Origin of the sequence: Williamsia muralis, from assembly GCF_002735905.1 — a bacterium.
Lineage (GTDB): Bacteria > Actinomycetota > Actinomycetes > Mycobacteriales > Mycobacteriaceae > Williamsia > Williamsia muralis_A.
In genome coordinates this window covers 179,813-192,488 of the sequence record NZ_PEBD01000012.1, presented here as the reverse complement: position 1 = coordinate 192,488, position 12,676 = coordinate 179,813, and the positions used below count along the sequence as shown (strand labels likewise).

At 65.9% G+C, this 12,676-nt stretch carries 13 protein-coding genes; 5 read left to right on the top strand and 8 right to left on the bottom strand.

Annotation, left to right across the window (positions count from 1 at the left end):
* Positions 1–24 precede the first annotated feature (24 nt).
* On the bottom strand, positions 25–888 hold the full coding sequence (map, locus tag CSW57_RS23000) for a type I methionyl aminopeptidase (protein WP_099384933.1): 864 nt from the start codon (positions 886–888) through the stop codon (positions 25–27).
* A 95-nt stretch (positions 889–983) separates the two neighbouring features.
* On the opposite strand from map, the gene CSW57_RS22995 reads away from it, so the two are divergent.
* From CSW57_RS22995 to CSW57_RS22985, 3 genes are all read left to right on the top strand, one after another.
* Complete coding sequence (locus tag CSW57_RS22995; RefSeq protein WP_223249454.1) at positions 984–2,036, top strand: heme/hemin ABC transporter substrate-binding protein; 1,053 nt, start codon at positions 984–986, stop codon at positions 2,034–2,036.
* Between the two features lie 80 nt (positions 2,037–2,116).
* A complete protein-coding gene (locus CSW57_RS22990) occupies positions 2,117–3,115 on the top strand; it encodes a FecCD family ABC transporter permease (protein WP_099385055.1) in 999 nt (332 codons plus the stop codon).
* Positions 3,112–3,975: a heme ABC transporter ATP-binding protein gene (locus CSW57_RS22985; RefSeq protein ID WP_099384932.1), complete on the top strand. Its 864-nt coding sequence runs from the start codon at positions 3,112–3,114 to the stop codon at positions 3,973–3,975. Before CSW57_RS22990 ends, CSW57_RS22985 begins: the two co-directional genes overlap by 4 nt.
* A gap of 113 nt (positions 3,976–4,088) precedes the next feature.
* Here the strand turns inward: CSW57_RS22985 and CSW57_RS22980 are convergent, their stop codons facing one another.
* From CSW57_RS22980 to puuE, 6 genes are all read right to left on the bottom strand, one after another.
* On the bottom strand, positions 4,089–5,903 hold the full coding sequence (locus CSW57_RS22980; protein ID WP_099384931.1) for a penicillin-binding transpeptidase domain-containing protein: 1,815 nt from the start codon (positions 5,901–5,903) through the stop codon (positions 4,089–4,091).
* Between the two features lie 84 nt (positions 5,904–5,987).
* Complete coding sequence (locus CSW57_RS22975) at positions 5,988–6,824, bottom strand: GNAT family N-acetyltransferase (protein WP_023963927.1); 837 nt, start codon at positions 6,822–6,824, stop codon at positions 5,988–5,990.
* A 71-nt stretch (positions 6,825–6,895) separates the two neighbouring features.
* Positions 6,896–8,071: a flavodoxin-dependent (E)-4-hydroxy-3-methylbut-2-enyl-diphosphate synthase gene (gene ispG, locus CSW57_RS22970; protein ID WP_023963929.1), complete on the bottom strand. Its 1,176-nt coding sequence runs from the start codon at positions 8,069–8,071 to the stop codon at positions 6,896–6,898.
* 38 nt (positions 8,072–8,109) lie between these two features.
* Positions 8,110–9,321, bottom strand: coding sequence for a M50 family metallopeptidase (locus tag CSW57_RS22965; protein ID WP_099384930.1), 1,212 nt, complete (start codon positions 9,319–9,321; stop codon positions 8,110–8,112).
* Positions 9,322–9,350: 29 nt separating this feature from the next.
* On the bottom strand, positions 9,351–10,517 hold the full coding sequence (dxr, locus tag CSW57_RS22960; RefSeq protein WP_099384929.1) for a 1-deoxy-D-xylulose-5-phosphate reductoisomerase: 1,167 nt from the start codon (positions 10,515–10,517) through the stop codon (positions 9,351–9,353).
* A gap of 61 nt (positions 10,518–10,578) precedes the next feature.
* The gene (gene puuE, locus CSW57_RS22955; protein WP_099384928.1) at positions 10,579–11,559 is read right to left on the bottom strand and encodes an allantoinase PuuE; all 981 of its coding nucleotides are present in this window, start codon (positions 11,557–11,559) and stop codon (positions 10,579–10,581) included.
* A 140-nt stretch (positions 11,560–11,699) separates the two neighbouring features.
* Here puuE and CSW57_RS22950 point away from each other — a divergent pair, with 140 nt between their 5' ends.
* Positions 11,700–11,954 (top strand): DUF2631 domain-containing protein, encoded by a 255-nt coding sequence (locus CSW57_RS22950; protein WP_023963937.1) that lies wholly within the window; start codon positions 11,700–11,702, stop codon positions 11,952–11,954.
* Here CSW57_RS22950 and CSW57_RS24745 read toward each other — a convergent pair.
* Complete coding sequence (locus tag CSW57_RS24745; RefSeq protein WP_223249452.1) at positions 11,944–12,144, bottom strand: hypothetical protein; 201 nt, start codon at positions 12,142–12,144, stop codon at positions 11,944–11,946. The two genes, CSW57_RS22950 and CSW57_RS24745, sit on opposite strands and share 11 nt — an antisense overlap.
* Here CSW57_RS24745 and CSW57_RS22945 point away from each other — a divergent pair.
* Positions 12,143–12,658, top strand: coding sequence for an ankyrin repeat domain-containing protein (locus CSW57_RS22945; RefSeq protein ID WP_223249451.1), 516 nt, complete (start codon positions 12,143–12,145; stop codon positions 12,656–12,658). The two genes, CSW57_RS24745 and CSW57_RS22945, sit on opposite strands and share 2 nt — an antisense overlap.
* Positions 12,659–12,676: the final 18 nt, after the last annotated feature.

Genomic DNA, 12,676 nt, shown 5'->3' with positions numbered 1-12,676 from the left:
ACGAAGGTCTGGGTGCGCCACAGGTCAGGCGTCCGGCAGGGTCAAGATCTCCGCGCCGGTGTCGGTGACCACCAGGGTGTGCTCGAACTGCGCGGTCCATTTGCGGTCTGCCGTGGCGACGGTCCAGCCGTCGTCCCAGATCTCGTATTCGAGGGTGCCGAGATTGATCATCGGCTCGATGGTGAACACCATGCCTGGTTCGATCAGCGTCTCGACGTTGGGCTGGTCGTAATGCAGGATCACCAGACCGTTGTGGAACGTCTCACCGATCCCGTGGCCGGTGAAGTCGCGGACCACGTTGTAGCCGAAGCGGTTTGCGTACGATTCGATGACCCGCCCGATCACGTTCAGTTCCCGGCCCGGACGCACTGCCTTGATCGCCCTGTTCGTCGCCTCGCGGGTGCGGTCGACGAGATCGACCACCTCTGGAGCGACATCGCCGGCGAAGAAGGTGGCATTGGTGTCGCCGTGCACCCCGTCGATGTATGCCGTGACGTCGATGTTGACGATGTCGCCGTCCTCGATGACGGTCGAGTCCGGGATCCCATGGCAGATCACCTCGTTGAGCGAGGTGCAGCACGACTTGGGAAAACCCTTGTATCCCAGCGTCGAAGGGTACGCACCGTGGTCGATCATGTACGCGTGGGCGATCCGGTCCAGCTCATCCGTGGTGACCCCGGGTGCCACCGCTTTACCCGCCTCGGCCAGAGCGTTGGCCGCGATCTTGCTCGCGACCCGCATCTTTTCGATCGTCTCGGGTGTCTGAACCCACGGCTCGTGACCTTCGTTCACCGTCGACTTCCACACGTACTCGGGGCGCGGGATGAACGATGGTACGGACAGGGTGGGCGAGATCTCGCCGGGGGTCAGGGCGGCACGAACTGGCATGTATCCAGCCTAGCCCGAGGCTGTCCCCCGCACGATTACAGCCGTGTCGCCCTAAGTAAGGTAAGGCTCACACTGTGCTGGGATGGAGTGCGACGATGGTGAACAACCGGTCTTCCGGTGGAAGAACTGTGCCGGTCGTCGCCGCGCTGATCATGGTCGTCGGCGTGCTGATGGGAGCTTGTTCCACCGCGCCGATCACCGACTCGGCGAACAGTTCGACGGCGCAGGACAACATCTTGCGGTCCGGTCCGCAGACCGCCGCGTTGGAGGGCCCGGACGTCGAGCCGATTGCCGACAATCCCGTCCCGGTGTTGCCGGTGACCGTGAATTCGGTGGGCGGCGGACGGGTCACGGTCGCCGACGCTAGCCGCATCATCGCTATCGATCGCTCGGGCACCCTGGCGAACATCGTGTTCTCCCTCGGGCTGGGTGAACGTGTGGTCGCACGTGACCGGTCCACCGTGATCCCCGAGGCGGGACAGCTTCCTCTGATCACCGACAGTGGGCACTCGGTGAACATCGAAGCGGTCCTGGCCGCCGATCCCAGCGTGGTGCTCATCGACGAGTCGGTGAATCCGCCGGGGACCATCGATCAACTGCGCTCTGCGGGGATCACGGTCGTGGTGTTCGCCAAGGACCGCACCATCGCCTCGACCGGCCCGCTCATCACGGCGGTCGCCGGAGCGCTGGGCGTGCCCGATCAGGGCCGGGCCCTCGCCGCCCGCACCGACGCGGAGATCGAGGCGGCACGGGCATCGGTGCCCGAACGGGCGCGTGGGTCGAAGATGGCGTTTCTGTACCTGCGCGGTGAGAGGTTCAAGCTCCTGGCAGGACCCGGCTCGGGCGCCGACGATCTGATCGAGGCGATCGGTGGTGTCGACGCCGGAACCGCGGCCGGGTTGACCTCCTCGTTCACCACCGTCGACGCGGAGGCGATGATCAACGCCGATCCCGCGGTCATCCTGGTGATGACGCAAGGAGCGGAATCGGTCGGCGGAATCGACAAGGTGCTGCAGTTGCCAGGCCTGGCCCAGACCGACGCGGGGCGCAATCGGCGTGTGGTGCAGATGGACCAGGCCGAGATCCTCACCTTCGGCCCCGACACCGGGCGGGTGCTCGCGGCACTGGCCGAAGCGATCTACGTGTGAAGGCACTTCGCGAGCAGATCCCGACAGTCGGCAGCGCAAGACGGGTTGCTCTCTCCCGCAATGCCCTCGTGATCGCCCTCATGCTGGCGGTGCTTGTCGTCTTGGTCGGGTGGTCGGCTGCCAGTGGCCAGGTGTACATCCCGCCTGCCGAGGTGTTCGGCTCGGTGATGCATCACCTGGGCCTGGACATCGGGCCGATGCCGAGCTCCCCCAATGGGGAAGAAACCTTGTGGACCGTACGGTTTCCCCGCATCGTGATGGGTCTGCTCGTCGGGGCGACACTCGCTTGCGCAGGCTGTCTGCTCCAGGGCGTCCTGGCCAACCCACTCGCCGAGCCCGGTGTCATCGGGGTGTCGGCCGGGGCCGCGGTCGGCGCCTGCCTGGCCATCGTGTCGGGCGGGATCTGGGCGAGTGTGTGGGGGCTGGCCGGCGCCGCCTTCATCAGCGCACTGATCACGGTGGCCGTGGTCTACACCCTGTCGATGCGAGATGGATCGTCGTCGCCGATCATGTTGATACTCATCGGCATTGCCGTCAACGCGTTCGCCTCGGGCATCATTGCCTTCCTGACCTTCCTCGCGGACACCAACGACCGCGAACAGATCGTCTTCTGGCAGCTGGGGTCGCTCCAAGGTGTCGGTTGGAGTCCGGTGTGGGTGGTGCTGCCGGTGGCGACTGCGGCCATCGCCGTGAGCCTGCTGCTGGTCCGACGGCTGGACCTGTTGTCGCTGGGCGAGATTCAGGCTGCCGCCCTGGGCGTCAGGGTGGAGACGGTTCGGCGCATTGCCATCCTGCTGGTCGCGGTGCTCACCGCTGCTGCCGTCGCTTTCACCGGCATCGTCATGTTCGTCGGATTGGTTGTCCCCCACCTGATGCGGTTGGTCGTCGGGCCGCGGCACGTGATCCTGCTTCCCGCAAGCGTCATCGGCGGGGCGATCGTCGTGTGCGCCGCTGATCTGGGCGCCCGGACACTGATGACCGGCGCCGACCTTCCGCTGGGGATGCTCACGTCCCTGATCGGTGGCCCTGTGTTCTTCCTCCTGCTGCGTCGCAGCCGTCACACCGGAGTCGGCTGGTGACGGAGTCGACGCCCGGGCAAGCTCTCGTCGCACGCGACGTGCACGTCGCCATCGGAGGCCGCCCCATCGTGACCGATGTGAACCTCGAACTCGGCACGGCCGAGATCGTTGCGCTGGTGGGCCCGAACGGCTGCGGGAAGTCGACACTGCTGTCGGGCCTGGCGGGTCTGCGTCCCCTTGCCGCAGGGTCGGTCACCGTTGCGGGGGCTGACCTCGGGTCACTGTCCCCCGTCGAGCTGGCGCGACGGCGAGCCCTGGTGACGCAGTCGCACCGGGAAGACAACCCATTCCTGGTGCACGAAGTGGTGGAGATGGGCCGTTTTCCGTGGTCCAGGACCGAACGGGCGGCACAGTCCGCGGCAGTGGTGGAAGCGGCCCTGACGCAATGCGACCTGCTGCAGGTGCGTCATCGGCCATTCAGCCAACTGTCCGGTGGGCAGCAGGCCCGGGTTGCGTTGGCTCGCGCACTGGCTCAGCAGACACCGATCTTGATGCTCGACGAACCGACCGCGGCCTTGGACATCCATCACCAGGAACGTTTGCTGACGATACTGAGCGAACGGCGCGATGACGGCGGCGCGGTCCTGATCGTGGTGCACGATCTGTCACTTGCGGCGGCATATGCTGACCGGGCGCTGGTGATGAAGGGCGGCACGATGGTGGCCGCCGGGCCGACACGCGAGGTGATGACGGCCGAGCTGCTCAGCGACGTCTACGAACATCCGGTGCTGACATGGATCCACCCGGACACCGGCCAGTTCCTCGTGGTCCCGGACAGAACTGCCCCAGATCGAACCATCTCGGATCCCACAAACGGATCGGCGGGGTACCCCCCTCCAGTGCCCCGCCGATCCGATTAAGAATCTGACGAGAGCTTCTCAGTTTTGGTTCCACCCCGTGCCGGAATCGGCAAAAAATATTGGCAGGATGTCTTTTACAAAGCTCACTACCGCCCCCGACCAGCTCGAGCCCGTCAGCGCGGCTGCAGTGCCGCCAGGAACTCGTGCGTGACGGCCACCGCGTTGTCCGAGCTGCCGCCGAGCACCACCAACGTCGCCCAGGCCAGGTCACCGCGGTAGCCGGCGAACCAGGCGTGCGAACCCGCCGCGACCTCGGCTTCACCGGTCTTGCCGAACACCTCACCGAGATCCTGCATGCGCAACGCGGTGCCGGACGAGATCACCTCGCGCATCATCGGGCGCAACTTCGTGACCACGGCCGGGTCCATGTCCGGGTGAGGCCCTGAAATGGTGGTGTCCCGACCGACGATCAGCGACGGGACAGGTGTCGACCCGCGTGCCACCGTGGCCGCCACCATCGCCAGGCCGAACGGGCTGGTCAGCACCTTGCCCTGGCCGAACCCGTCTTCCGTGCGCTGCACCAGTTCGGGTGCGATCGGGACCGACCCGCTCTCCGTCGGCAGGCCGACCACGTGATACTCGGGACCGATACCGAGAGATGCGGCGGTCCGCGTCAGATCGGAGGGGCCCATCTCGCTCGCCAGTTTGGCGAAGGTGGTGTTGCACGACCGGGCGAAAGCGGTTTGCATCGGGACCGTGCCGAGTCCGAAACCGTTGTAGTTCGGGACGCTGCGTTCGCCGATGGTGACCTCACTGGGGCACCCGACCATGGTCGATGGCTGGGCCAGCCCGGTGCTGATCGCAGCTGCGGAGGTGACCACCTTGAAGGTCGAGCCGGGCGGATAGAGGCCGATGGTCGCGATCTGGCCGTCTCGGTCGGCCAGATCGTTCTGGGCGATCGCAAGAATGCGCCCGGTGGACGGCTGGATGGCGACCATGGCCACCTGGAAATCTGTGCGTTGGTCCACCGCGCGCTGCGCCGCTTCCTGCACTTCGCGGGACAAGCTGATCTGCACCGACGGAGCCGGGGCAGGGGCGGTCTCGGCCAGCACATCGGCATCGAGTCCGTTCGGGTTGACCGACACCACGCGCCAGCCGGCCTTGCCCTCGAGATCCTTGGACACTTCTTTCTTCACCTGGGTGAGCAGCGCCGGGGCGAACTTCGGATCAGAGGGGACGAGATCCGCCTGGTCGACCGTCGACACCCCGGGCAGACCTGCGAGCTGGTCACGGACCTGGTCAAAGTCACGCTGACCGAGCGTGATCACCGAGTACTCGCCACCCAGTCCAGTCGCCTGCTCGGCGATGGCCTGCGCGGACATCGGAGCAAACCGACCTAAAACAGTCGCCAGTGCCGTCGCGGTGGACACGACCGCGCCGGAATCCGCGGCCACCGCGGCATCGAACCGGACGTCGTACACAGTGCCCGGTACCAGCACGTTGGTGCCGTCGCTCTCGCGGACCGCCGCACGCTGGGCCTCGAGCGTCCGCAGCTGCATCGTCTGGTTCCCACCGAGTTTCGGATGAACGTTCGACGGCACCCAGCGAACCTGCCAGCCCGCGTCACTGCGGGACATCTGCACGGTGGCCCGGTACTCCCAGGTGCGCCCGCCCGGCAGTTCCCACGTGTAGTCGGTTGCGACCGTGGCCGTGTCCCCGGTGACCTTCACCTGCCCTGTGTCGGCCGACATCTCGGTGGCGGACAGGCCCTTCCAGGTCGCGTCGATCGCAGACGTCGCCGACACGGGATCATCGGTCAGGGCTCCGGCGCGACTGCCGTCGTGATCGGCGAAAGCATTCAGGAATCGTTGCGCTGCAGCGCCCGGTCCGTTGTCATCACCGGCACAACCTGCCGACGCGACCCCGATGACCACCACGAGGGCGATCCCGAGGAGTCGAACGGGCCACAGGTGAATTGATCGGATCATCACCGGTCATCGTATTTGCGCGCGGCACTGCAACCCGGTTGCCACGCAGGCGAAGCAGGAGCGATCCCACCCGATTGCGGTCAATCAGTCCACCAACACGGTCGCGAACGTACCCACCTCGTGCATGCCGACTCTCCGGTATGCCTCGCGCGCAGGCGTGTTGAACGAGTTGACGTACAGGCTGGCGGTACGACCGGCAGCCACGATGGCTTCGACAACGGCCGCGGTACCCGCAGAACCGAGGCCAGTGCCCCGACGGTGCGGGGCAACCCACACACCTTGGATCTGTCCGACCCGCCGCGACATCGCACCGACCTCGGCCTTGAAGACGACTTCGCCGCGTTCGAACTTCGCGTATGCACGACCTGCGTTGATCAGGCCTGCGATACGGCGGCGGTAGGACCGTCCACCGTCTCCCGCGCAGGGGTCGATCCCCACCTCTCCCACGAACATCTCGACCGCGGCGGGTAGGTATGCGTCGATCTCATCCAGTCGCACCCGTCGCACGAAGGGGTCCGCACGGATGGCAGGCTCAGTACCAAGAGCCAACAAGGGCTGGCTGCAACGGATTTCGCGGGCGGGACCCCAGTGTTCACGGGTGTGTTCCCAGAAGGGCATCACGAGCTCGGCCGGCCCGACGATCGACGAACAGGCCCGCGGATTACGGATGGCCCGCTCGGCGAAGGTGCGCACATCGTCAGCGGTACCGAGCAGCGGAACGAGATTGGCCCCGGAGAAACACAGCGAGTCGACCGGCTGTCCGTTGCTCCACAGCTCCCCGCCCAGCGCTCGCGGATTGATGCCGTGGTCTTCCACCCGAGCCGCAACCATGCATGACGACACCGGATCGAGGGCGAGAGCCTGGCTGACCGCGTCGAAGTCCCGCTCGCCGAGCGGACGGTCACCCAACAGCTTCAGCACCGCGGCTCCCAGGTTAGTAACGGGCGTACGAGAGCGTACGTCGCCATTCTGCCAGCCCGCTCGGTGCCAAGTCAGCTCACCGTGACAATCGGTGCGCCGGCCCCTGCCGCGTCACCGGATTCGCCTGCCGCTTCGGCGATTCGCATCGCTTCTTCGATGAGTGTTTCCACGATCTGAGCTTCGGGAACGGTCTTGATGACCTCACCCTTGACGAAGATCTGGCCGCGACCGTTTCCGGAGGCGACGCCGAGATCCGCCTCGCGCGCTTCTCCCGGACCGTTCACCACGCAGCCCATGACGGCCACCCGCAGTGGGATCTCCATACCCTCGAGTCCGGCACTCACCTCGTCGGCGAGCTTGTACACGTCAACCTGCGCGCGGCCACACGACGGGCAGGAGACGATCTCGAGCTTACGAGGGCGCAGGTTGAGCGATTGCAGGATCTGGTTGCCGACCTTGATCTCCTCGACCGGCGGCGCCGACAGCGACACCCGGATCGTGTCCCCGATCCCTTCGGCGAGCAGGGCGCCGAACGCCACGGCCGACTTGATCGTGCCCTGGAAAGCCGGTCCAGCCTCGGTGACACCGAGATGGAGGGGGTAGTCGCAGGCAGCGGCCAGCTGGCGGTAGGCCTCCACCATGATCACCGGGTCGTTGTGCTTGACCGATATCTTGATGTCACCGAAGCCGTGCTCTTCGAAGAGACTCGCCTCCCACAGCGCTGATTCCACCAGCGCCTCCGGCGTCGCCTTGCCGTACTTCTGGAGCAGCCGCGGGTCGAGCGATCCGGCGTTGACGCCGATACGGATCGGGATCCCGGCATCACCGGCAGCCTTCGCAACCTCCTTGACCCGGCCGTCGAACTCCTTGATGTTGCCTGGGTTGACCCGGACGGCAGCACACCCGGCGTCGATCGCGGCGAAGATGTATTTGGGCTGGAAGTGGATGTCGGCGATCACCGGGATCTGCGACTTCCTGGCGATGGCCGGCAGCGCCTCGGCGTCTTCGGGACGCGGGCACGCCACCCGGACGATGTCACATCCCGACGCGGTCAGTTCGGCGATCTGCTGCAGAGTCGCGTTGATGTCGTGGGTCTTGGTGGTGGTCATCGACTGCACCGACACGGGATGGTCGCTGCCGACGGGGACCGTGCCCACCTGTAGCTGCCGCGTCTTGCGGCGCGGTGCGAGAACCGGCGGCGGTGCGGCGGGCATTCCCAGACCGATCGCGGTTGCATCTGCACTCATCGGGGTCACTTCCTGATCTGTAACTGTTTTCGGATGGTCTAGAACACCTTGATCGGATTGATGATGTCAGCGGTCAGCGTCAGTGCCATGTATCCGCCCATGATCGCGAGGACCACGTACGTCGCCGGCATCAATTTCAGGTAGTCGACGGGCGCGCCGGCGCCGAGACCACGTAGCCGTCGCATCCAGTCGCGCACCTTCTCATAAACGACGATGGCGATGTGTCCACCATCCAAGGGTAGTAGCGGAACCAAATTGAAGAGTGCCAGGAAGAAATTGATGCTGGCCAACAGAAAAATGAAGAAGGACCAAACGCCCGCTTCGGCGGCCCCGCCACCGATCACCGACGCGCCATAAACGCTCACCGGCGTATCGGCGGCGCGCTCACCGCCGGTAACCGACGTCCACAACGCCCCGATCTTCGAGGGCAAAGACAACAGAGAGTGCCAGGTCTCCACCATCAGGTCGCCGGTGAACCCCGCCGCTGCCGGGACTGCGCCCAACGCCGAGGGATGTTCGGTTCCGGCGTCGAGATCGTAGGAGATGCCGACCATGCCGACTGTCTCGGTGGTGGTCACGCCCTTGTCGTCAACCGCGGTGGCGGTGACCTGCTGCGGTATCACAGTCAGATCGAGCTGCTCACCCTCACGCTCAACCGTCAGGGCGACCGGGGCTGTGCCCGCGCGCAAAACCTTGCTCAGCTCCGCTGTATCGGTGATTCGCTGGCCATTCGCTGAGATGACTGTGTCACCAGGCCGCAGGCCCGCCTCCGCCGCGGGACCATCGCCGGTGCACGGCGCCATCTCGCCATCAGTGATGGTGGGCCCGACGCATGAAATTGCGCCCACCTTCGCGGGAATCGATCCGGAGAGGTTGGGCAGTCCCCAGGCAAGCCCCATGATCACGATCAACACGAACCCCAGGATCAGGTTCTGCACCGGACCGGCGAGCAGCACCACAACCCGCTTCCACGACTTCTGGCGGTACATCGCACGGGGTTCGTCCTTGGGTGCGAGTTCATCGTGGGTGGTCATGCCCGCGATGTCGCAGAAGCCGCCGAGGGGTATCGCCTTGATCCCGTACTCGGTCTCGCCTCGTCGCGTCGACCAGAGGGTCGGGCCGAAACCGACGAAGTAGCGCCGCACATACATTCCGGTGCGCTGTGCAGCCCACATGTGACCGCACTCGTGCCAGGCGATCGACGCCAGCAACCCGAGTGCAAAGAGCACCACGCCCAGAGCAAACATCATCGGCCGCTTCTTACCCTTCTGAGAACCTGCTAACGGTGCACACCGGCGACGAGCACACGAGCGCGTTCACGCGCCCAGGCATCGGCCGCCAGGACGTCATCCACCGTACCTGGGTCCCCGGTCCACTGATCCGCAGCTGCAAGCACCTCCTCGATGATCCCGACTATCCGGGGGAAGGTGATGGCACCTGCAAAGAACCCGTCGGCAGCTGCTTCATTGGCGGCGTTGAACACCGCCGTCAGCGATCCCCCACGCGTTCCGGCGTGACGGGCGAGATCGATGGCCGGGAACACCTCGTTGTCGACCGGTTCGAAGGTCCACGTCGCGGCGGATGAGAAGTCGCACGGCGTCGACGCCCCAGCGATGCGGTCCGGCCAGCCCAGCGCGAGGGCGATCGGCAGCTTCATCGACGGAGGCGACGCCTTGGCGACCGTGGCGCCGTCGATGAACGTGACCATGGAATGCACGATCGACTGGCGGTGAACCGTCACGTCGATGCGTTCGTATGGAACCCCGAATAGCAGATGGGCCTCGATCACCTCCAGCGCCTTGTTCACCAGGGTCGCCGAGTTGAGGGTGATCATCGGTCCCATCGACCAGGTCGGATGCTTACCGGCCTGCTCTGGGGTCACGTCCTCCAGGGCTGCGGCGTCCCAGCCGAAGAACGGCCCGCCGGACGCGGTGAGCACCAGCCGGTCGACCTCGGCAGCCGTACCGGCCCGTAGGCATTGCGCGATGGCCGAGTGTTCGCTGTCGACAGGCACGATCTGATCCGGCCCGGCCGCGGCCAGCACCAACGCTCCCCCGGCGACGAGCGACTCCTTGTTGGCCAGCGCCAACCGGGCACCGGATCGCAGCGCCGTCAGCGTGGGCCGCAGGCCGAGTGATCCGACCACAGCGTTGAGTACCACGTCTGCGCCGGTCGCCTCGATCAGGTCGCTCATGGCACCCGGCCCCGACAGGACGCCGGTCGTCCCGGTGACGGACTCGACGCGCGCGGCAGCATCGGGATCGGCGACGGCGACCGCCGAGCCGGGGAGCTGCCACTGACTGATCTGCTTCGCGAGCAGCTCGACGTTGCCGCCACCGGCGCCGAGGCCGGCCACCGCGAATCGGTCACGGTTGGCTGAGATCACCTCCAGCGCCTGGGTACCGATCGATCCGGTGCTACCGAGGATGAGAACGCGTGTGGTCACCCACCCAGTGTGATCGATCCCGTACTACCCGCGCCGACCACCTCGGCCCAGCGGCGACCTGTCACCCGCCGGTGCCCGGTGCCGGATGTCGCTCGGCCCAGTGGCGAGCGATGTCGACCCGGCGGGCGATCCACACCTTGTCATGTGACTGCACGTGGTCGAGAAAGCGCTCCAGGGCTGCCGTGCGAGCGGGACGTCCCGCCAACCGGCAGTGCAACCCGATCGACAACATCTTCGGGGTCCCGGCCTCACCTTCGGCGTAGAGAACGTCGAACGCATCGCGCAGGTGGGCGAAGAACTGGTCGCCCGAGGGGAAGCCCGCGGGTGAGGAGAACTTCATGTCGTTGGTGTCGAGGGTGTACGGGACAACTAGATGATCAACGGTGCGGTCTGGGTTACCGGGGCCCCGACCCGGAACGGTCACCTTGTCCCAGTACGGCAGGTCATCGGCATAACTGTCGGAGTCGTACAGGAAGCCGCCGTGCTCGACGACCAGCCGACGGGTGTTGGGCGAATCCCGGCCGGTGTACCAGCCGAGCGGCGCGGTCCCGGTCAGTTCCGTGAGGATCTCGACGGCTTCGGCCATGTGGGCACGTTCGATGTCGGGGTCGACCAATTGATAGCTGAGCCAGCGCAAGCCGTGTGAAGCGATCTCGTCGCCCCGTTCGACAAAAGCAGCGACGGCCTCGGGATTGCGCGCCATGGCTTGTGCGACGGCGAAAATGGTCAGAGGCAGTTCGCGGCGGTCGAAAACGCGGAGTAGCCGCCACAGGCCGGCCCGCGAACCGTACTCGTACAACGACTCCATGCTCATGTGCCGGTTGGGAAATGATTCGGCGCCAACCATTTCCGACAGGAACGTTTCACTCCCACGGTCGCCTTCGAGGACGTTGTTCTCCGAACCCTCCTCATAATTGAGGACGAATTGCACGGCGATGTTGGCCTCACCTGGCCACTGCGGATGCGGTGGGGTGCGGCCGTATCCGACCAGATCACGCGGATAGTCGGCGCTTACATGATTTTCCGGCGGCACGGCGTTCATTCTGGCACCGGGTAACCGAAGCCGCAGCGGAGACAGCGCCGGGAAGGGCGCGACGCGACCAACCCCACGTCGGCCGAGGACCGACCGCCCACGATATGCTGACGCGGAAGAATCGTCGGTCCCAACCATCAGGAGTAGCCGTGGCCAGCACTGAGGTCGAGTACAAGCGCGAGCCCGCGGATGCGCCGTCGGCCCGATTCGGCTGGCACGGCGAAGGTCTCAAGACTTTCAAGATCGCCGGATGGGTCTCGATCGTGGCGCTGCTGGTCATGATGATCGGAAACCACGAAGGTCACGTCGAAGACCTCTTCCTGCTCGGCTTCGCCCTGCTCCTCGCCTTCATCTTGATCCGCGGCGAGATCCTCAGCCGCAGAAAATGGGCGATCAAGAAGTAGGCGCCGTCGCGTCCTTGCCGTCCCGCCTGCGACGGGCGCTGTCCGCCACAGCGGGATGCCTGATCCTTCTTTGCGCTGCGTGCACCGCCACGTCCGAGCCCCCTCGCGCCGACAGCACCGAGCCGTCGACCACCCGTCCATCGGTCATTTCCACAACGCGCCCGCCGGCACCGCCGGCGTCGACACCCATGCCTGATCCCGCACTCGAGGTGAGAGATGCCGACGGACGCACGCCCTTGGTCGCGGCCACCAAGGCTGGTGACGTCGAGACCGCACGACGGCTGATCCTCGCCGGCGCCGATGTCAATGCCAAGGATCATCTCGACGACTCCGCGTACCTCTACGCGGGCGCCGAAGGCCTCGACGAGATACTCGTCCTCTCCCTCGACCACGGCGCAGATGTGCGGTCGCTCAACCGATTCGGGGGCACCGCCCTGATTCCGGCAGCGGAGAAGGGGCACCCGACCACCGTGCAGTTGCTGATCGACGCCGGGGTTCCGCTGGACCACATCAATCACTCCGGCTGGACCGCACTTCTCGAAGCCGTTGTCTACGGGGATGGTTCGGCGCCGTACCAGGACATCGTGGCGCGCCTGCTCGCGGCGGGCGCGGACCGCGATATCCGGGACGCGCAGGGACGAACTGCCCTGGACAATGCACGCAACCTCGGTCAGACCGGCATCGTGCGGCTCCTGGGTGGTTGACCGCGGCCGGTGTAGTCC